The 20,956-nt window shown below is 54.2% G+C and carries 19 protein-coding genes and 1 other annotated feature; of the genes, 14 read left to right on the forward strand and 5 right to left on the reverse strand.

All coding sequences use genetic code 11. From position 1 onward, the window contains the following. Positions 1–48 precede the first annotated feature (48 nt). On the reverse strand, positions 49–1,464 hold the full coding sequence (locus FE784_RS05435) for a (Fe-S)-binding protein (protein ID WP_139601111.1): 1,416 nt from the start codon (positions 1,462–1,464) through the stop codon (positions 49–51). Beyond that, on the reverse strand, positions 1,451–2,875 hold the full coding sequence (locus FE784_RS05440; RefSeq protein ID WP_139601112.1) for an FAD-binding oxidoreductase: 1,425 nt from the start codon (positions 2,873–2,875) through the stop codon (positions 1,451–1,453). The genes FE784_RS05435 and FE784_RS05440 overlap by 14 nt, the downstream gene beginning before the upstream one ends. Before the next feature lie 189 nt (positions 2,876–3,064). Here FE784_RS05440 and FE784_RS05445 point away from each other — a divergent pair, with 189 nt between their 5' ends. Then, on the forward strand, positions 3,065–3,796 hold the full coding sequence (locus tag FE784_RS05445; RefSeq protein ID WP_139601113.1) for a FadR/GntR family transcriptional regulator: 732 nt from the start codon (positions 3,065–3,067) through the stop codon (positions 3,794–3,796). Between the two features lie 621 nt (positions 3,797–4,417). Further along, positions 4,418–4,915: a GNAT family N-acetyltransferase gene (locus FE784_RS05455; RefSeq protein WP_139601114.1), complete on the forward strand. Its 498-nt coding sequence runs from the start codon at positions 4,418–4,420 to the stop codon at positions 4,913–4,915. A 243-nt stretch (positions 4,916–5,158) separates the two neighbouring features. Here FE784_RS05455 and murA read toward each other — a convergent pair whose 3' ends face one another. After that, positions 5,159–6,463 (reverse strand): UDP-N-acetylglucosamine 1-carboxyvinyltransferase, encoded by a 1,305-nt coding sequence (gene murA / locus FE784_RS05460; RefSeq protein WP_139601115.1) that lies wholly within the window; start codon positions 6,461–6,463, stop codon positions 5,159–5,161. A 431-nt stretch (positions 6,464–6,894) separates the two neighbouring features. On the opposite strand from murA, the gene FE784_RS05465 reads away from it, so the two are divergent. From FE784_RS05465 to FE784_RS05510, 10 genes are all read left to right on the forward strand, one after another. After that, positions 6,895–8,073, forward strand: coding sequence for a D-alanyl-D-alanine carboxypeptidase family protein (locus FE784_RS05465; protein ID WP_139601116.1), 1,179 nt, complete (start codon positions 6,895–6,897; stop codon positions 8,071–8,073). A 27-nt stretch (positions 8,074–8,100) separates the two neighbouring features. Further along, positions 8,101–8,700, forward strand: coding sequence for a nucleoside recognition domain-containing protein (locus FE784_RS05470; protein ID WP_139601117.1), 600 nt, complete (start codon positions 8,101–8,103; stop codon positions 8,698–8,700). Between the two features lie 6 nt (positions 8,701–8,706). Next, positions 8,707–9,249, forward strand: a complete 543-nt coding sequence (locus FE784_RS05475) for a spore maturation protein (protein WP_139601118.1) — start codon at positions 8,707–8,709, stop codon at positions 9,247–9,249. A gap of 288 nt (positions 9,250–9,537) precedes the next feature. Beyond that, positions 9,538–9,879 carry an N-acetylmuramoyl-L-alanine amidase gene (locus tag FE784_RS05480; protein WP_139601119.1) on the forward strand — a complete coding sequence of 114 codons (342 nt, stop codon included), beginning with the start codon at positions 9,538–9,540 and terminating at the stop codon, positions 9,877–9,879. 17 nt (positions 9,880–9,896) lie between these two features. After that, the gene (locus FE784_RS05485; RefSeq protein WP_139601120.1) at positions 9,897–10,646 is read left to right on the forward strand and encodes a pseudouridine synthase; all 750 of its coding nucleotides are present in this window, start codon (positions 9,897–9,899) and stop codon (positions 10,644–10,646) included. 75 nt (positions 10,647–10,721) lie between these two features. Further along, positions 10,722–11,246 (forward strand): thiol-disulfide oxidoreductase ResA, encoded by a 525-nt coding sequence (gene resA, locus FE784_RS05490; protein ID WP_139601121.1) that lies wholly within the window; start codon positions 10,722–10,724, stop codon positions 11,244–11,246. A gap of 16 nt (positions 11,247–11,262) precedes the next feature. Further along, positions 11,263–12,942 carry a cytochrome c biogenesis protein ResB gene (gene resB / locus FE784_RS05495; RefSeq protein WP_139601122.1) on the forward strand — a complete coding sequence of 560 codons (1,680 nt, stop codon included), beginning with the start codon at positions 11,263–11,265 and terminating at the stop codon, positions 12,940–12,942. Further along, positions 12,939–14,198: a cytochrome c biogenesis protein CcsA gene (gene ccsA / locus FE784_RS05500; protein WP_139601123.1), complete on the forward strand. Its 1,260-nt coding sequence runs from the start codon at positions 12,939–12,941 to the stop codon at positions 14,196–14,198. The genes resB and ccsA overlap by 4 nt, the downstream gene beginning before the upstream one ends. 22 nt (positions 14,199–14,220) lie before the next feature. Continuing rightward, positions 14,221–14,940 (forward strand): response regulator transcription factor, encoded by a 720-nt coding sequence (locus tag FE784_RS05505; RefSeq protein ID WP_139601124.1) that lies wholly within the window; start codon positions 14,221–14,223, stop codon positions 14,938–14,940. A 1-nt stretch (position 14,941) separates the two neighbouring features. After that, positions 14,942–16,756 carry an ATP-binding protein gene (locus tag FE784_RS05510; RefSeq protein ID WP_139601125.1) on the forward strand — a complete coding sequence of 605 codons (1,815 nt, stop codon included), beginning with the start codon at positions 14,942–14,944 and terminating at the stop codon, positions 16,754–16,756. Positions 16,757–16,967: 211 nt separating this feature from the next. Here the strand turns inward: FE784_RS05510 and serA are convergent, their stop codons facing one another. Continuing rightward, positions 16,968–18,560: a phosphoglycerate dehydrogenase gene (serA, locus tag FE784_RS05515; protein WP_139601126.1), complete on the reverse strand. Its 1,593-nt coding sequence runs from the start codon at positions 18,558–18,560 to the stop codon at positions 16,968–16,970. A gap of 80 nt (positions 18,561–18,640) precedes the next feature. Next, positions 18,641–18,881: a binding site (T-box leader), on the reverse strand. 252 nt (positions 18,882–19,133) lie between these two features. Further along, positions 19,134–20,060, reverse strand: a complete 927-nt coding sequence (locus tag FE784_RS05520) for a hypothetical protein (protein WP_139601127.1) — start codon at positions 20,058–20,060, stop codon at positions 19,134–19,136. A gap of 79 nt (positions 20,061–20,139) precedes the next feature. Here FE784_RS05520 and FE784_RS05525 point away from each other — a divergent pair, with 79 nt between their 5' ends. Beyond that, positions 20,140–20,748 (forward strand): CPBP family intramembrane glutamic endopeptidase, encoded by a 609-nt coding sequence (locus FE784_RS05525; protein WP_139601128.1) that lies wholly within the window; start codon positions 20,140–20,142, stop codon positions 20,746–20,748. Beyond that, positions 20,735–20,932, forward strand: a complete 198-nt coding sequence (locus FE784_RS05530; protein ID WP_139601129.1) for a hypothetical protein — start codon at positions 20,735–20,737, stop codon at positions 20,930–20,932. The genes FE784_RS05525 and FE784_RS05530 overlap by 14 nt, the downstream gene beginning before the upstream one ends. Positions 20,933–20,956: the final 24 nt, after the last annotated feature.

Genomic DNA, 20,956 nt, shown 5'->3' on the forward strand with positions numbered 1-20,956 from the left:
GCCCTTGAACCGAAGTTCAAGGGCCGCTTTTTGTTGTGTCGTCAATCGTTAATGCTTTTGCTGAGGCTGCTTATCGGCTATGCGATCGTACAAAAAGTCCACGATATGAACGGCTTCCATTTTCTCCGAAAGCCGCTCGCGCTCGATGCCCAGCTTCATTTGGAGCAGACACCCGGGGTTGCTCGTGATGAGCATATGGGCATTCGTTTCTTTGACATGCTCCATTTTATGCTCCAATATTTGATTGGCCATATCCGTCTGCACGATGTTGTAGATGCCCGCCGAGCCGCAGCAGCGGTCCGCTCCTTGAAGCTCGACGAACTTGACGTTCGCTACCCGCTTCATCAGGTTGCGAGGGGCGTTGGACGAACGCATGACGTTGCGCAGATGGCAGGAGTCCTGATAGGTGATCGTAAACGATTGTCCGTCCGAACCGGGTTCGTCCTTGTGCGCGAACTCGGGCAGTCTTCCTTTTTCCAGCAACAGATGGCTTACGTCCTTTACACGTGCGGCAAACCATTTGGCGTCATCGGCGTATTCCGGCTCGTCGTGGAGAAGATGGTCGTATTCGACCAACAACGCACCGCAGCCGCCGGCATTGGAAGCGATATAATCTACGCCGGCTTCGCGGAAGGCGCGGACATTTTGCTTGGCGAGCGCCTTCGCCTGATCGACCTCCCCGGAGTGGGCGTGAAGCGCGCCACAGCAGTTTTGCGTATCCGGTATGATGACCTCGAAGCCCGCTTCGCTTAACAGTTCCACCGTCTTCTTATTCGTATTCGTGAACATGACGTCCATCAAGCAGCCGCGGAACATGCCTACTGTCGCTATTTTGTGGCCTTTGGCCGGTACGCGCGTACCGAAAGTTTCCACGACGCCCCGACCGGACGCTTCCGGAAGGATCGCTTCCATTTCCCGCATGTTTTTCGGGAACAGCTTCATGACGCCAGTACCGTGGGCTACTTTCTGCAGCCCCGATTTTTGATACGTGCGGAGCATTTTGCCCAGCAGCTTCATCCGTTTCGGCTTCGGGAACAGCTCCTTGAAGGCGACCCGGCGAGCGGCCTTGATAAACCAGCGGTGCTCCTCGTATTGCTCCAGCGAATCACGCGTCTCCTCGAGCAGGTGACCGTATTTGACGTCGGCCGGACATACCGGCTCGCATGCCCGGCAGCCGAGACACAGATCCATTTGCTCGCGGAACGTTTGATCCGGTTCCATGACCCCGTCGACTACCGCCTTCATCAGGGCGATGCGTCCGCGAGGAGAGGCGGCCTCGAGACCCGTCTCCAGAAACGTCGGACAAGCCGCCTGGCAAAATCCGCAGCGCATGCAGTTGGTCAGCTCGTCGTAATTGAGCTGCAGCTTCATCGTCTGGGCCAACGGGTTCAACGGCTTCTTCTCAGGCGTTGCTCCCCAGTTGGAAGGAGGGTGGTTGTGCGCTGTGTCGTTAACGGCTGCCATGATCGATCACCACTCTTTTCCGCGATTGTTTGGCGAATATTTTGCCGGGGTTCATTATGTTGTTCGGGTCGAACGCCTGCTTGATCCCCTTCATCAGCTCGATGCCGGCCGCTCCGACCTTCCATTCGAGATAAGGGGCTTTCATGACGCCGACGCCGTGCTCGCCGGTAATCGTGCCGCCCAAATCGATCGCCGCTTCGAAAATTTCCTCGAACGCCATCTCGACGCGATGGATTTCATCGGCGTCTCTCGCATCGGTCGTACACGTCGGATGCAGGTTTCCGTCTCCGGCATGTCCGAACGTGCATATTTGCACATTGTATTTTTTGGCGATTTCGTTGATGGCGATAACCATCTCCGCGATTTTGGAACGGGGGACGGTGGCGTCCTCCAATATCGTAGTCGGCCGGATGCGTGCGCAGGTGGATAAGGCGCTGCGGCGGGCAAGCATCAGCTTCTCCGCTTCCGCGGCGTCTGCGGCCATTTTTACCTCAACGGCGCCTTGTTCTTTGCAAATGCGCACGATCTCGATAATATCTTTCTCCACGACCGATTCGTCCAAGCCGTCCTGTTCGATCAGCAATATCGCTTCCATCTCGATCGGAAGTCCGATTTTGTTGAAGCCCTCGACGACGCGGATCGTGGCGTTATCCAGAAACTCCAGCGTCGCGGGAATAATCCGGTTGCCCACGATAGCGGAGACGGATCGGGCAGCGGCATAAATGTCCTTATACATGGCGACCATCGTTTTCTTGTATTTCGGAGCCGGTATAAGCTTGACTGTCGCTTCCGTTACGATAGCGAGAGTGCCTTCGGAGCCGACCAGCAGCTTCGTCAAATCGTAGCCCGCTACATCCTTGTACAGCTTGCCGCCCGTGCGGATAATTTCGCCGTTTGGCAGAACGGCCTCCAAGCCGATGACGTAGTCCTTCGTCGTCCCGTACTTCAGTCCGCGAAGTCCTCCCGCGCATTCCATAATGTTGCCGCCCAGCGTGGAGATGATCATGCTGCTCGGATCCGGCGGATAAAACAATCCCAGCTTCTCGACCTCCAGATGGAACTGCTTCGTATTCAAGCCGGTTTGGAACGTGGCGGTCAAATTATCGGCGTCGATTTCGAGCAGCTTGTTCATGCGGTTCATGACCATCACGAGTCCGCCCTCGAGCGGTACCGTACCTGCACAAAGATTGCTGCCGGCGCCCCGTCCCACGATCGGAATGCGGTGCTCGTTGGCGATTTTCAATATACCCGATACTTGCTGCGTCGAAGACGGAAAAATAACCCCGTCCGGCAGCGCTTGCTGCATCGGGGTGGCGTCATACGAATAGCTGACCAATGCTTCCATGTCGTCTTTAAACCACGAAGCGCCGACAATATCGATGAGCTTGGCGCGAATAGACTGTTCCAGCATACCCGGTCCTCCTAAAATGTTGAAAATTAATCAGGTCATCAGATGACTTTTCTCTCATTATAGCTTACTATAGAATGGATGTATATATGAAATCCCCAAATGTGGAGCGGGGCGGCACCGTAAATTCGGATCAGCCGTATAAGGAATTCCGGCGAAATTGGTCCGGTGCGGAAGGGGATCGGTCTATTCATGGCATTCGATCAAGTTAAGCCGCTTAAAGGCTACGAGCTCGTGATGGAGCAGCTGAAGGGGCGCATCTTGTCCGGCGAGTTCGCACCGGGAACGAAGCTTGCTTCGGTCGTCGATTTGGCGGCCAGCTTCGGCGTTGGACGTTCTACGATTCGGGAAGCTTTGAGCGCGCTCAAAGCGATGGGGCTTGTCGAAATCCGGCAAGGAGGCGGCACCACGGTTTGCTTGGAGCTGCCGAAGGAACCGGGTTCAGCGGACGGCGCGGCGCTGTTCGCAAACGCGCAGTCGATCCGCGAGCTGCTCGAGGTGCGCAAAATTTTGGAGACCGGGTGCGCGTCCCTCGCGGCACGCAACCGGACGGGAGCGGACTTGCGCTCGATCGAGGAGGAGCTGCTTCAGATGGAGACGTACTTGCATGACGAAGCGAAGGGGGAAGAAGCGGACGTCCGGTTTCACCTGAAGCTGGCCGGGGCAACGCACAACTCTCTGCTCATCTCGATGATGGAGTCGATGTCCGAACGGCTTCATGACAGTATGCGCGAGTCCCGCAAGCTGTGGTTTTACGGAGAACGGGCGGAAGCGAACCGGCTGCTGCGGGAGCATTCCGACATTTTCGAGGCAATCCGGGAGAAGGACGAGACGCGGGCTTTCGGGGCGATGATGTCGCATCTGGGCAAAGTGGAAGGCGTACTGCACAAGGCGATTGCGGAAGCGGAAAACGGAGAACGATGATCTCGAAAGCAGAAACGGGCAGGTGCCGCAACGGCTCGCCCGTTCCCCAAGCAATTCCGGCTTTCATGCTAAACGGGTACGGATCCTCACCAGATCGCGTTGAAGCACCGTATCGCCTTCTTGAGGCGTAAAAGGAGATTTCGTTACGCCAAATACATTGGTTATAAGCCTGCGATCCTCATGCTGCATAATGCGAACCTCGTATTTAAAGCCTACTTTCGATACATCCGCAAACAAGAAAACGGACCTATTCGCAGGTACCGTTACCGTACACCTTTTAGTACCGCAAGGACTTACCTTCAAAGGGACCGGCGCCCCCGTCGACCAGTCGAACACTTGTATCGTAACGGTTCGCGAACGGCTCCTATTCAGGTTGACTATATCCGCCAGGGCAAACCTGGTTTTCTTTGGCCTACGCAAAATACCGGTCGATAACATAATTCTCTTATTTGCCACGATATCACTTCTCCTCTCCCTAGTCTTACATTAAATGCAAGAGCGGCAGGAAAGTTTGTATGGTTGTACAGGCGTAAGGATTGTTTCGTTATAGCTATAAAAGAACGGCTGCCGCGTCTGCTCGCATGGTAAAATCCGTATATATCTTGCCAATGGGGTGTTGTGATGATCGAGATAAGGCAAATGACGGCCAAAGACGTAGAGGTCGTGTTCCGGGTTTTCACAGAGAACCGTATTAGAAAGCCCAAAGATTACGTCAAGAGGTGTTGGGACGAAAATAAATACGGCGAAAGAGTCACCCTGCTCGCTTTTCACGACGGGCAATTTGCAGGAAGCTTGCATCTTCTGGCTTTATCCAAATATCCGTATTTTGCAGAGAACGGTATTCCGGAGATTAACGATTTTAATGTTATTCCTGCAAGGCGAAAAATGGGAATCGGGAACGCGCTGATGGAAGCCGCCGAGAAGCTTGCATTGGAGCAACACGGAATCGTCGGGATAGGCGTCGGTCTGTATCAAAGCTACGGAAGCGCACAGCGTATGTATGCAAAAAGGGGCTATATACCGGATGGCAGGGGCGTGATGTACAACGGACAGCCCGTACTCCCCGGCGCCCAGGTTTGTGTCGATGACGATCTGAATCTGTATTTCACCAAATCATAGGCGTTACATGCAAGTTTTTAATCCAATATCGGGCGAGAGGCGATAAGAAAGGCTCTGTCGGAGGAGTTTCGGAAGGCGTGAATGAGCGGAAATGTCGGTCGGGAGGTCGGGCAGGTTGAACGTGCGGGAGGTGCCGACAATAATGAACCGAATTTTACTAATAGCGAACATAGGGTCATTGTCAGTAAAATTTGGTTCATTATTTACCGGGTTTCTGTCGCGCAGATCAATATTCGGCAACAACTATAGCTTCGCCGATCCGATCCTAAGCTTCTCTTCCGCATGGGCGGCATCGACCTGCTCCAAGCTCAGCCGGACCCCGATCGAGCGGAAAGCGGCGAGCGCGTCTTCGTAGCCGCGTTCGATATGCTCCACGCCGGTTATATGAGTAGGGCCGTCGGCGGCGAGTCCTGCCAGTATGAGGCATGTGCCGGCCCGGATATCGGAAGCATGCACCCAGCTGCCTTTCAGCGGCGCCCCTCCGCGAATGAACGCCGCGCTTCCGCGCATGTCGATGTCGGCGCCCATTCGACGCAATTGGGCGACATGCTGGAACCGCTTCGGATAAATTTTCTCGTTGATGATGCTTCTGCCCTGCGCTTGGGTAAGGAGCGCGGTCAAAGGCTGCTGCAGATCCGTCGCGAATCCGGGATACATTGCGGTCCGCACCCGGGTAGCCTTCAAAGTTCCCGTAGAAACCGCTGTGATGCTTTGGTCGCCAAACTCGAACTGCAGTCCGATTTCCGTCAATTTGGCGATGCAGGAGCCGAGATGGTCGGGTATGACATCGGTCACGGTTACCGATCCGCCGGTTATGCCCGCGGTCATCAAGAATGCTCCTGCGATCAATCTGTCGGGTATAACCGTATGTTGTCCGCCTGCGAGCGATCGGACGCCGTCGATGCGGATCGTATCCGTGCCCGCGCCGGATATTTTCGCTCCGAACGCATTGAGCATAATCGCCGTGTCCACGACTTCGGGGTCTTTAGCCGCTCCCCGCAGCACGGTGCGGCCTTCCGCCAGAACGGCAGCCAGCATGCAGTTGATGGTGGCTCCGGACGTAATCGTGTCGAAGTAAATATCCGCGCCGGTCAGCTTCTTTGCGGTAACCGTGTAATGATCCTCATGGAAAGAAAATTCGGCGCCCATCGCCGTCAAGCCTTTCACATGCTGATCGATCGGTCTGGATACGAAATTGTCGCCGCCGGGAAACCCGATGCTCACCTTGCCGAATTTGGCCAACAGGGCGCCGACAAAATAATAGGAGGCTCTATACGAAGAAGCTTTTTCCTTGTCGATGTCGGCGTTATGGATTTTGGTCGGATCGAGGGTGATGTCGCCGTTCGGGTGGCGCACCGTCTTCATCCCTATACGATCGGCGATTTCGCATATGACGCGTATATCGTAAATGTCGGGAATGCCCGACAACGTAACCGGAGCATCGGACAAGCAGCAAGCGGCCATAAGGGAGAGCGAGCTGTTTTTGGATCCTTGTATTTTGACGGAGCCGCTTGCCGGCCCGGATCGTTCCAGACGAATGATGTTCAACGAAGTTTCCCACTTTCCGGTAATGTCGTCACTTTTACTATTTATTCATGTTTGCCCCGGAAAGTCAATAAGTACAAGGTACCGAAAGCACTATTTTTTCATTCGTCGTTTCGGATTCCGATCAAGGAGGCGATCTAATTCGGGCGCTGTCCGCCCCGTCCGTTCCCGTTGCCGGCATGTGGAGGCGAGTCGCGATGCAATATTACCCGGTAAGGTTGGACTATGATGTGAAATAAATCACAAATCACTGCTATTCATGATTATAAATTGCGATGCAATAAAACTCAGTAGTCGTTTTGCGGATTCCATTTCGGACAATTTCATCGCGCAAGCGGCTTCGAACGGACGAATCTGTTCATATATCGGTATCGGATAAGCATATACTTGTACCAATCGGCGCCAGACGCCAAGATCGGGGTGAGAAGCGAAACATGAAACGGTATGGCAAAATCGCGCTGCGGATCGTCGGGGCGTCGCTTATACTGATGCTGGTCTTCCCATGGGTGACGCTTGCCGCGCCGCCGGCCGTGCATACGAGCGCGGAGGGTGCGGCGCTGATTGACGTATCATCCGGACGGCTGCTGGTTTCCAAAAACGGGGACAAGCAAATGCGGATCGCCAGCTTGACGAAAATTATGACCGCCATTACGGCAATCGAGCACGGGACGTTGTCGGATTTGGTCAAGGTCAGCAGCAAGGCGGCGGGGAAGGAAGGCTCCTCGATCTATTTGAAGGCCGGGGAAGAGATGAGTCTGGAAAATTTGCTATATGGGCTCATGCTGCGTTCGGGCAACGATGCGGCTACGGCGATCGCGGAGCATGTGGGGGGCTCGCTCGAAGGCTTCGTTCATTTAATGAACGAGAAAGCCGGGATGATCGGGATGGCGCGTTCGCAGTTCAAAAATCCGAGCGGTCTCGATGAGGAAGGCCATTATTCCACGGCCAACGACATGGCCAGGCTGACCGCTTACGCCATGAGAAATCCGGTCTTTCGCGATATCGTCAAGACGAAATCGAAAACGGCGCCAAACCCTAATGAGGACTGGGACTACAAATGGTCGAACAAAAACAAAATGCTATCGATCTACGATGGAGCGGACGGAGTCAAAACCGGATATACGAAGCTGGCCAAGCGCTGTCTCGTCTCCTCGGCTACGAGAGACGGGCAGCAGCTGGCGGTCGTGACGCTGAATGACCCCGACGATTGGCTCGATCACCGCAAGCTGCTGGACTACGGCTTCCGGTATTACGAGCCGGAGCAAGTAGTCAAGAAGGGCGACCGGATCGAGAATATGCCTATCGTCATCGGCCAATCTTTCGCTTATCCGCTTCTGGAGGAGGAGCGCGGCGCCGTGCGCAAGGACGCGCTGCTGCTGGATCCGAATTCTTCCTCCTACAAGCTCGGGGAACGGGGGACGCTCACCTTTACGCTCGGGGGGACGAAGATCGGTTCGGTTCCGCTATATGCCGAGAACAGCCCGCAGCTCGCAGTCAAAGAGCAATCGGCCTCGAGCTTTCAGGAGAGCGAGAAGTATTACGTTTCGCGCTACTTATTGTGGCAGCTTCAGTTGCAGGAGGTCGTACGCAGATTGTTCATCCTGTGGGAGTAGAACGGTTGACGCGAGGGGGAGATCGGTATCGTTAACTGGATATGGTTGTTTTTCATCGCTGCCGGATTTGCCGTCGCTGCGGCGCAGGGCAACATCGAGGAGGTAACGAAGGCGGTATTCGACGGTGCGAAGAGCGGTGTCACGATCAGCTTCGGATTGATCAGCATTCTCGTGTTTTGGCTCGGCATGATGCGGATAGCCGAGGATTCCGGGCTGCTGCGCAAAGTGGCCCGTCTGCTTCGTCCCGTCGTCCGGCTGCTGTTTCCCGACATTCCGAAGGACCACCCCGCCGTCGGCTACATTATGTCCAATATGAGCGCCAATCTTCTCGGACTGGGCAATGCCGCCACACCGATGGGGATCAAGGCGATGCAGGAGCTGCAGACGCTCAATCCGGACAAAGATACCGCCAGTCCGGCCATGTGCACGCTGCTAGCGCTCAACACCGCCAGCATTACGCTCATTCCGACTACGCTGATTGCGATCCGGATGAACTACAATTCCGCCAATCCAGCGGAAATCGTCGGTACGACGCTAATCGCCACCGCTATTGCGACGATGGCGGCCATACTGGCCGACCGATGGTGCCGAAGGCGGTTGCTCGCCAAAACCGTGCCGAAAGGATGATCGCGCTTGTACTCGCTCGTCTCCGTTATGTCCGCTTGGGCTATTCCGGTATTGATCGTACTCATTCCGCTGTATGCGGTATACAAAAAAGTGCCCGTATACGAATCGTTCGTCGAGGGAGCGAAGGACGGCTTCGATACGGCGGTGAAAATTATTCCGCACCTTGTCGGCATGATGGTGGCGATCGGCGTATTCCGCGCCTCCGGCGCCATGGATTTGATGATCGGCTGGCTGAAGCCGGCGCTGGCGCTTGTCGGCGTGCCGGGAGAAGTGCTGCCGCTAGCCATACTGAGACCGATTACCGGTTCCGGGTCTTTGGCCTATACGGCAGATCTGATCGGGCAATTCGGTCCCGATTCGATGATCGGGCGCATCGCTTCTACTATACAAGGGAGCACGGATACGACCTTGTACGTGCTGACCGTCTATTTCGGAGCGGTAGGCATCCGCAAGGGAAGGTACGCGCTCAAGGTCGGACTGTTCTCCGATTTGGTCGGCTTTGTCGCGGCAGTGGCCATCTGCTTGATCGTTTTTACGACGGCCGGATGATGCACATAAAGAAATAACCGGGTCGACCACAAAAGGGTCGGCCTGTTTGCTTTGGGCGGCTTGACGGGAATCGCGCGCACCACCGGACGTCTGCCTCCATATAATGAAGCAGCGCTTGAATGCCGGTGATTAACTGAGCGGAAGGTTTGGAGCAATGCCGCAGAAGCGTTAGCGTTCGTGTTTGTATCCGGAATCGGAAAATCCGGAAACAACGACGATCGGAGGCACATTCCAAACCGGCAGCGGAGCTAATCATTGGTATTCTAGGAGAGGCGAGGTGAAGAACGGATGCGGCCGACCGGCATCACGATCCATCAGTCCGTCTGCACGGCGATTAACGGCAAAGGCTACGATTTCTATATTACGCGCGACGGAACGATTATCCCGGCATCCGAATCGACCGACCCGACCCGAATCCATATTTGCGTGGAGGGAGACTTTTCACGCCCCGAGGAAACGGTGTCCGGCTTGATGGAGGAGCAGTTTTTCATTTTGCAGAAACTGGTTCAGCGCATATCGGAGACGTTCGGATTTCAGCCTGTCGATTTGATCTCGCATACGGACAAATGTCCGGGGAAACACTTTCCATGGTCCGAACTTGTGATTTCTCCAAAGGATGGTTATCATTAGGTTGAGGTGACCATTCAATGGAACGATTGCAAAAAGTATTGGCCCAGGCGGGCGTAGCTTCCCGACGCAAATGCGAGGAATATATCGAAGCGGGCAGGGTGCAAGTGAACGATGAGACGGTAACGACGCTTGGGGCCAAAGTCGACCCCGCCGTCGATGCGATAAAAGTGGACGGGCGACCGATCAACCGGCAGCGCATGCAATATTTGCTGTTCAACAAGCCGAAGGGCGTCATTACGAGCACCTCCGATCCGGAAGGACGGAATGTCGTAAGCGACTACATCAAGGACGTCAAGGAGCGGGTATATCCGGTCGGACGTCTCGATTATGACAGCGAAGGCGTTCTACTCCTGACGAACGACGGGGAGCTGGCCAACCTGCTCACTCACCCGAGACATCACGTTCCGAAAACTTATCACGCTACGGTCAAAGGGGTGCCGCACGGCGATTTGCTGGACAAGCTGCGGGGCGGCATCAAGCTGGAAGACGGCATCACCGCGCCTGCCGAAGTCGAGTATGTGGATATCAATCCGGACAAAAACGAAACGATCGTGTCCATCACGATCCACGAAGGCCGCAATCGTCAAGTGCGCCGCATGTTCGAGGCGATTTCGTATCCGGTCATCAAGCTGAAGCGCATCCAGTTCGGAACTTTGCTGCTGGCCGGCCTGCAGAGAGGCAAGCACCGCGCGCTCGGCAAGGCGGAAATCGAGGAGCTTCGAGAGAGCGCTCTACAGTCACATAATGTTCAAAAAAGTCCGGAATGACGGCGTTTTTTCTTGAACGATTTCGCTATAATGGGTGTAGCCGCATTCATATTACGAAATGTAGGTGATCCGCAGGTGCGCGAGCATAAGAAATGGATTCAAGGCATCATATTGACCGCGGTTTTGCTGATCGGAGGATATACGATAGGGAGCAGCCTGTTCGCCAAGGACGATATTCCGAGGGAAGGGAGCACTGCTCCTGATTTTTCGTTAACAGGGCTCGACGGAACCAAGACCGAGCTGTCCGACTATCGGGGCAAGGCAGTTATGGTCAATTTCTGGGGTTCCTGGTGCGAGCCGTGCATCCGCGAAATGCCGGCCATCCAAAGGCAATACGAGAAGTGGAAAGATAAGGGGCTCGTCGTGCTCGGCCTTAATTTGGACGAAAGCAAAGTGACCGTACAAAGCTACGTCAAGCAAACCGGCGTGACGTTCCCGATCCTGTTCGACAAGGAGCTGCGCATGAGGGACCGGTATGCGGTCCGGTACTACCCGACAACGTTCTTCATCGATCCGGCAGGTAAAATCGTAAAAATCGCGGTATTGGAAATGGATGACGATTACATCGAGCAGATGGTCCGTTCGATGCTGAAACTGTAAAGGAGCGATACACCCCGTGATTGTGAACACGAAATGCGAATGCGGGCACCAAAATCATGTGGGAACCGTATTGTGCGAGTCGTGCGGGAAACCGCTTTATGACGACTTGGGGGACGCTCCGCTCGAAATGCGTTACGACGGCGTCGCCCGTCGTTCCCAGAAGGCGAACCCGTCCGTGCTCGATCGGGTATGGAATTTCTTCTCGTCGGTCAAGGTAGCGATTTATCTCATTTTGGCCACGCTGGTCGGCTCCATACTGGGATCGATATACCCGCAGGAAAATACGTTTCTCAACATCGATCCGGCCAAGTACTACAAGGACACGTACGGCTGGACGGGCGATCTGTATTACAAGCTAGGTTTGTCCGACACGTACGGCTCTTGGTGGTTTATCGGTCTGCTCGTGTGCATCGGAACCTCGCTCGTCATCTGCAGCCTGGATCGGGTGCTTCCGCTGTACCGCGCGCTCAGCAAGCAGCAAATTCGGAAACATTTGAACTTTATTTTACGGCAAAAAATCGTCTACGCCGACACGATCCCGTCGATCGGTTCCGAGCCGGCGAAAGCAGAGGCCTGGGTGGAGGAAGCGGCTGCCAAGCTGCGCAAAAAAGGCTATCGGGTCCATACGGACGGCGCCGCGCTGCTCGCGGAGAAACATCGATTCAGCCGTTGGGGACCGTACGTCAACCATATCGGGCTGATCATTTTTTTGCTCGCCGTTTTGATGAGAGGGCTCCCGGGCTGGCAATTGGACGAGTATGTCGGGTTTCTCGAAGGCGAGCCGACGAAAATACCGGAAACCCACTATTTTCTGAAAAACGAGCAGTTCAACGTGGAGTTTTATACCGAGGACGAAATGACCGAGAAGTTTCGCGATAAAGGGCAAACGGTCGCGAAGCTTTACGAGACGAAGGCGGTATTGTACGAATGTACGGCCGATTGCGACGGAACGAACGGCGAGCCCAAGCTCAAGGAGCTTACCCGGCAAAGCATTACCGTCAATCACCCCTTGAACTATAAAGGGCTGCTCGCCTATCAGTTCGATTATTCGCAGACGCCCCGGCTGCTGTCCGTCAAGCCGCTGCTCAAAAACAAGCAAACCGGACAGTCTTACGGCCCGTTTACTCTAAAGATGAAAAATCCGGTCGATATGTACGATGCCGGACCCTACAAGCTTAAGCTGAAAGATTATTTCCCCGATTTCTCGATCAACGATAAAGGGGTTCCGATTACGGTATCCAACGAGCCAAACGCACCGGCTTTCGTCTTTACGATTACGGGGCCCGGAATTCCGGCGGACGGACAAGCTTACTTGTACTTTCCCCGGGAGATCGACAAAGAGAAATACAGCCAGGACAAAATCAACGGGGCTTTCGGAAGCGAGTGGGATATTTCCGTCAATTCGATGGCCGATGTCGAAATCGCCAACTTCACGAGCTATTTGAACATCCGCAGAGATACGGCGCTGCCTTACATTTTTGCCGGTGCGGGGTTATTTCTGGTGGGCGTGGTCATGGGGCTGTATTGGCAGCATCGGCGCATCTGGATCCGATTTGACGAAGGAAACAAAATGTCGCTGGGCGCGCATACGAATAAAAACTGGTACGGGCTGCGCAACGAAGTAGCGGGGATGCTGAACAAGATGGGCATCGAAATCGCTCCGAAGCAGTTGTCCAATGAGGTGAACAAAACTTGAATACGGAATCGTTAAGCGGAACATTTCTATTGATAGCCTTTATCCTGTATACGCTGTCGTTTGTCGTGTACGGTATCGCCGTTACGGGGAAAAAGTGGAGCTCCCGCGATCCGGAGACCCACGCGAAAAGGTGGGGCAAGCTCGGACTCGTGCTGACCTTGGTCGGCTTCGCCTCGCAGCTTGGCTATTTCTTTACACGCTGGTATGCGGCGGGGCATATCCCGGTCAGCAACATGTTCGAATTTCTGACGTTCCTCTCGATGATGATCGCCCTTGCGTTCGTCATCGTCTATTCGATCTATCGCGTAACCGTGCTCGGCATGTTCGCGATGCCGGTGTGCGTTATTATTCTCGCCTATGCACTCGTGTTTCCGCCGGACATTCAGCCGCTTATCCCGGCATTGCAAAGCTACTGGCTGAAAATTCACGTTACGACGGCCGCATTCTCCGAAGCGTTTTTCGCGGTCGGCTTCGCCGCGGGGCTGATGTACTTGCTGCGCGTCGTCAATTTCAAAGGCACGTCGAAAGCGGACCGCCGCGAGCGTCGCGGGGTGGAAGTAGTCATCTTCGTCGTGCTCACGACCGTGGCGTTCGTTATCACCGTATTCGTGTTCAAGGGAATGGGCTATGAAGCGAAGTTTGTAAGCGAAGTTACGAAGATTGATCAGAACGGCCAGGAATACGTGGAGAAGAGCAACGTGGACTACGTGCTGCCGCCGATCGTCAAGCCGTTCAACAGTACGGCCGAATCGATGCAGCCGTTTCTCGGCATATCCGAGCCCCTGTTCGAAGCGCCTTCCTGGATGAACGGGATCAATGCCGGACGCAAGCTGAACACGTTTATATGGTCGCTCATAGCGGGGCTGATCTTGTACGTTTTGCTGCGACTGATCTTGCGCAAGCAAATCGGGGCGGCGATCCAGCCGGCCACAAGCGGGATGGATCCGGAAGATTTGGATGAAATCAGCTACCGGGCGATCGCCATCGGATTTCCGCTGTTTACGCTGGGCGCGCTCATTTTCGCGATGATTTGGGCTCACGAGGCGTGGGGAAGGTTCTGGGGCTGGGACCCGAAGGAAGTATGGGCGCTTATTACTTGGCTATACTACACCGCCTATCTCCACTTCAGGCTATCGCGCGGCTGGCAGGGCCGCAAATCGGCATGGATGGCCGTTATCGGTTTCGTCGTCGTCATGTTTACGAATGTGGGCGTCAATTTGATTATAGCGGGTCTTCACTCGTACGCGGGCGTATAAGGTTTAAGGAGGGTGAACGTGCATGGTTGACTTGAAAGCGAGCATATTGGTGGTGGACGACGAGGAACGGATTCGTCGCCTGCTGCGGATGTATTTGGAGAAGGAAGGGTACATCATCGACGAGGCGGAGGACGGGGAAACGGCGCTGACGAAAGCGTTGGAGGGCGATTACGATCTGATTCTGCTCGACGTGATGCTGCCGGGCATCGACGGAACGGAAGTATGCGCCCGGCTTCGGCAGGTGAAGGCGACACCGATCATCATGCTGACGGCCAAAGGCGAGGAAGCCAACCGGGTGCAAGGCTTCGAGGTCGGCGCCGACGATTATGTGGTCAAGCCGTTCAGCCCGCGGGAAGTGATTTATCGGGTAAAGGCGATTTTGCGCCGGTCCTCGGCGACCGCCTACTTGGCGAAGGACGCGATTCATGCGAGCAATAATATCGTATTCCCTCACCTTATCATCGAGCATGACGCGCATCGCGTCACCGCGGGCGGGCAGGAAGTGGCGTTAACGCCCAAGGAGTACGAGCTGCTGCATTATTTGGCCACATCGCCCGATAAAGTGTTCTCGCGCGAGGATTTGCTCAAGGATGTATGGAACTACGAATTTTTCGGCGACCTGCGCACCGTCGATACGCACGTAAAACGGCTTCGCGAGAAGCTGAATAAAGTATCGCCCGATGCGGCCTCGATGATTACGACCGTATGGGGCGTAGGGTACAAGCTCGAGGTGCCGAAATAAAGTGAAACTTTGGAAAAGCGTAGTCGGCAAGCTGTGGATGACCATAATCGGATTAGTCGCCGTTGTTCTCGTGATCAACGGCGTCTTTATGGGACAATTTCTCGATACGAATTTCGCCAACTCCAAGGATCAGGAGCGCAGCCTGCAGAAGATGGCGGTGAAAGTGTCTGGCGATCTTACGCTTCATAAAGAGGAGTTTTCGTACGTCAATGCGGTTGCGGAATTGCTGGACGCCCAGGATGCGGCGATGATCGTGTTGAACAGCCGGCTGGAGGAGACGATACCGGCTTCCAAGGTCACGCAAATTCCGAAGCTGAGTGCATACGATTTGTTCGAACCCGAGAAGCTCGGGAAAGTATTGGAGGGCGGAACGTCACCGGCCATCTATTACGATCCGCATTCGGGCAAACGATTTTTGGCCGTCGCCGTTCCCCAGCGGGAGGCCGGCAGCAGCAAAATGACGGGAGTCGTCATTTTGTATCAGGCGCAAATATCTCTGGATTACACGCAGGCTTATTTTCAAAACTTATTCATTATTGCGGGTGTAATCGGATTTCTGCTTACGACGCTGTTCGCGTTTTTCTTGTCGACCCGGATCACGCAGCCATTGCTGCAAATGAAAAAGGCGGCCGACTTTATTACATTGGGCGAATACAAGACGCGTGTTCCGGTAACGTCTTCCGATGAAATCGGCGAGCTGGCGAATGCGTTCAATCAGATGACCGGTCGGCTGGACGAGACGATCAACGCGTTGAGCCACGAGAAGGAGCATTTGACCAGCGTTTTGCGCAGTATGACGGATGCGGTCATCACGCTGGACGCCGACGGAAGAGTGATCTTGACCAATCCTCAAGGCGAGCGGCTGGTCGAGGCATGGAGTGCGCTCAGTTGGGAGGAAGAAGGCGGCGAGCAGCTGGAGAAAGGGGCGCGCGCACCGGGACCGCTCCAATCGTTGTTTGCGTCGGTCGTGAGCGGCAATAAAGAAATTACGTCGACGATACACGTGCACAGCAATGTACACTCCGTCGTCATGGCGCCGCTGTACTCGATGGAAGGGCTGCGGGGAACGGTGGCCGTACTCCGCGACGTTACGGAAGAGCATCGGCTGGACAAGCTGCGCAAGGATTTCGTCGCCAACGTCTCGCATGAGCTTCGTACGCCGCTCTCGATGCTGCAGGGGTACAGCGAAGCGCTGTTGGACGATATCGCGGCGACGCCGGAAGAGCGTCGCGAGCTGGCCCAGGTTATTCACGACGAATCGCTGCGGATGGGCAGGCTCGTGAAGGATCTGCTGGATTTGGCTAGGATGGAAGCAGGTCATATGGAGCTGCATTTTCGCGAGTTCGATATGGAGCCGCTAATCCAGAGAGTGCATCGCAAGTTCGGAGCGCTCTGCAAGGAACGCGGCATCGTGCTGAAGCTGTCTTATCCGGATACGGGCATTACGCTGCATTATGCGGACGAAGACAGGCTGGAGCAGGTTTTGACGAATTTGCTGGACAATGCGGTGCGCCATACGCCGGAAGGCGCGGTGATCGAAATACGCGTCAATCCGCAAACCGTTCCGGAGCAAAGCGTTCTTATCGAAATCATGGACAGAGGCCGGGGCATTCCGAGGGAAGATTTGCCCTACATTTTCGAACGTTTCTACAAGGCGGATAAAGCGCGGACACGCGGTTCCTCGGGAGGGACCGGGCTCGGACTCGCCATCGTCAAAAATATCGTCGATGCGCATCAGGGTACGATCAATGCGGAGAGCGAGCTCGGCTCCGGCACTACGTTTTTCATTAAAATTCCGAACCGCATAAGAATATAAGGTATCGAAATCATCAAACAGGGATAGTCCGCTATTAGCGGGCTATCCCTGTTTGCATCGTATCGGGGGAGTCGAAAATGACGTCGTCGAAATACGTCGATAGACGGTATTCTTATCACCGTTTTTCACTGATTAACATTTCTTTTGGAGGAATATGTTGAACGACCGCGACTAATCTTGTTGTACGTGAAACAATTTCATCGTTTTGTCGTTAGCCAAGCGTAATTTCGCGTACCCGCTTAATATCAGGCATACCGGACAATTGCTCCAAGACGACTTTCGGCGCTTGTTTGTCGATGGTCAGCACCATGATCGCGGAGCCGCCGACATCGGTACGTCCGACCTGCATCGTCGCAATATTGACGTCGTTGTTGCCGAGCAGCGTGCCGACCCGGCCGATAATACCCGGCTTGTCGGTGTGAGAGATTAGCAGCAGATTGCCTTCGGTAGCGATATCGACCGGGTAGGGTCCGATTTGCACGATGCGTTCGCCGAAGCCCGCGAGCAGCGAGCCGGACAGCCAGCGCTCTTCCACCTTCGTATTCAGGCTGAGCGTGATCCGGTTCGTAAAGCCTTTGGTCGAAATCGACTTTTGGATTACGATGTTGATATCGCGCTGCTTGGCCAGATGCATCGAGTTGACGGCATTGACCTGCTCGGCACCCAGATGGTGGGACAGCACGCCTTTCAGCACATAACGGGTAAGCGGGTTCGTATCGAGATCGGCCAGTTCCCCCGAGTAATTGATCGTAATTTCGCGTACGGCACCGTCGGTCATTTGCGCGAGCGAATTGCCGAGCTTCTCGCAAAGCTTGAAATACGGCTGAATTTTGTTTAACAGCTCTGCCGGAATCGGAGGCATGTTGACCGCGTTTTTGAACGGCTCGTTGCGCAAAATATGAATGACCTGCTCGGATACGTCGATCGCGACGTTTTCCTGCGCTTCGATCGTGGAAGCGCCCAAGTGGGGGGTGACGATAATTTTCGGATGCTTCAGGAACGGATGATCCGCAGCCGGCGGCTCGTTCTCGAAGACGTCGAATGCGGCTCCGTGAACGATGCCTTGATCGACCGCCTCGACGAGAGCCATTTCGTCGATGATGCCGCCTCGCGCACAGTTGACGATCCGCATTCCTTTTTTCATCACCTCGAATTGAGGACCGGCAATCATATGATGCGTCTCGTTCGTAAGCGGTGTGTGAACGGTCATAAAGTCGGCGTTCCGGATAATTTCATCCACCGTCGCCAGCTTGATTCCGAGCTTCTCCGCACGCTCCTCCGTCATGAACGGGTCGTAGCCGAGCACGCTCATGCCGAACGCGATAGCGCGCTTGGCCACTTCGGCTCCGATTCGGCCAAGCCCGAGCACGCCCAACGTCTTATTGCGCAGCTCGACGCCAACGAAGGATTTGCGGTCCCATTCGCCGGTTACGGTTTTCATATAAGCTTGCGGGATATGACGGGCCAATGCCATAATCATGGCAAACGTATGCTCGCAAGTCGTGATCGTGTTTCCGTCCGGTGCGTTGATAACGACGATTCCAAGGCTGGTAGCCGCCTCCAGATCGATGTTGTCGACGCCTACTCCGGCGCGTCCGATTACTTTCAGATTCGTACCGGCTTCCATGATGCGGCGGGTCACTTTAGTTTGCGAACGGACGAGGAGCGCGTCGAACTGGCCGATAATGGCAACGATTTCGTCTTCGCCGAGTCCCGTCTTTTTGACAATTTCCACATCGCTTGCATCCGTTAACTGCTGCAATCCCAAATCGCTGATCGGATCCGATACCAATACTTTGTACATGTTCATGCTCCTCCTTGTGATTACCTACAGTATGAGTTAAACAAATGCAAAAAACTCCCGTCCCAATACGGATTTCCGTATATAGGGACGAGAGCTCGGTTCGCGGTGCCACCCTAATTCGCCGGACGCTCGCGCACCCGGCCTTTCTCGGTCTAATCGACGGTAGACCGGGAGCTTTAACGGGCTCTCCCGTTTGCGCTTAAGACAGAATCTGTTCGCGCATCGACTCGGGAGTGGATCGTATAAGGGACGCCACCGGTTCGCAGCGACCACCGGCTTTCTGTAGGCTTCAGTTATACTATTCTCCGTCATTGTCGTTCTGATCTTTCATTTTAATAGTGATTTCATTTTTTTCTTACTTTATCATGTCAGGTTTGGGGTGTCAATTATTTTAAGACATATTTGTGACAGCAGAAAAGGTTGGAAAACGTTTACCGACAAAAAATGGACACATATTGCGGGGCGTCCGGACGCCAATACCGTCCTTCGGCCCGCATACGCTTGAACTCGGCGTTTTTTTTCGATATCTTCAAATGGAAGGCAATGAGTCACCCGCAAAATTGAAACGCCATTTTATTTGTTTTCGTAGAAGAAGGGGAGCTGCGGCTTCGTTTCTTCGGCGTACCATTTGTCCTTGCGTGCAATGAAGTCGCCTTTGCGTGCCGCGTTCGTGTCGGACAGCAAATCGGCGATCGCCTGAATATCGTTCAAATTCATTTTTTTGGCTTGACCGTTCGTGATCATTTCGTCGATGCGAACCGTCAAATCTTGCGGATACAGCGGCAAATAGCGTTTCTCGCTCAGCAGGATGGAGGCGACTACGACATTTTTCACATTCAGGCTCATTTGACTCCAATCTTTTAGCGTAAATGCGGATTGTCCGAGCAAGTTGGAGCCTTGCACCTGCGGCTCGACGGATTCGTTCCATTTGACGATTGCGTTATAATATTGCTGTTGGCCTTGAAGAGCAAACGTTTTGGCCCCTTGAAAAAAAGCGTCTTTGTCGATTTCCGTCAGCAGTACGCTCGGGTGAATGGAATTGGCTTTCGATTGATACTTTTTCGCCGTATCGGAAAACAGCTTCAGGCCTTTCAGCAAATTTTGGTGCGCTTCGCCGAGAAGCGGAGACGTTTCCGGCGTAACGGCTTTCGATATGGCGTCGTACTTGTCATCCGCCGTTTTCGATAGATCTTTCATTGCAGCTGCCGCATCTGAAGTGTTTCCTTGCAGCTCGAGCTCCTTCAGCTTGTCGAACCACCGGTTGCTGAACTCCCGGTAAGGCGCATAGATCGTATGATAAAACGATACAAGATGCTGCTGGTCGTAAGCTCCAGGCTTTTTGGAAGCTTCTTCTTGTTTGGCCGCCATGGCCTCGTACTTGGTTACCGTACGACTTTGTCCGATCTCGACTCCAAAAAAGAAAGCGCCGGCCACGCAGACGAGCAGAAAGACGAAAGTGAGCGAGAAGAAATAGTCCGAACGGTTTAGACGCTTATTCATGCCATGACTCCTTGACTAGTTTTGTAAATAAGTATAGGTGAATTTACCCAAAAAGTGAACCGTGTATCCCGGAGGAAACATGAAAAAAATAAACTTCAGAAACATCCGGATCCGCAAAGTCGATCCTGGCGAGCTGGACGATTCCATGCTTCTCGTCAACTTGTACTTGACGCAAGCCATTACATTTATTCTCGGCATTTCGATCGTTTTATTTCAGTCCCAACATTTGACTGCTCTGATCCGCTTGCCCGAACGGTTGTCCGTTTGGGGATGGGCGGCCCTCTTTGCGGCGGGAGTGCTGGTATTCGATTGGCTTATCGCCAGATGGGTTCCGGAGGAAGTGACCGACGACGGGGGAATCAACAAGAAGCTGTTCGGGCGCCGTCCGTTATGGCACATTGCGGTTATTTCGTTCATAGTGGCCGTATGCGAGGAGCTGTTGTTCCGCGGCGCGATTCAACATGCGTTCGGACCGTATTGGACGAGTATTTTGTTCGCCGCGATCCATATCCGCTATTTGCGCCATTGGTTGATGACGGGGATGGTATTCGCGATCAGCTATGGCCTCGGCAAATTGTATTTGCTGACAGGCTCGCTTTGGGCGCCGATCGCGGCTCATTTCATAATCGACTTCGTGATGGGCTGCCTGATACGATACAGGAAGGATGAAGAGGATGGAGAAGGCTGACTATTCCGAGAATACGACGCAGAAGCCGCCGAGCGAAGAAGATATGCGTCTTCCGCCCAGACGCGTCATCCATTCATCGGACAACGCCAAAGCGACGCGCATTTTTCATGCGAGCCTGGTCGTACTGCTTATTTTGCTTACGATGGGCATCATTTTTTGGTATCAGGTATATGGGGAGGCATAAAAAAAACCGCAAAGCGGCGCTTTT

Source organism: Paenibacillus hemerocallicola, assembly GCF_006265175.1.
GTDB lineage: Bacteria > Bacillota > Bacilli > Paenibacillales > NBRC-103111 > Paenibacillus_AB > Paenibacillus_AB hemerocallicola.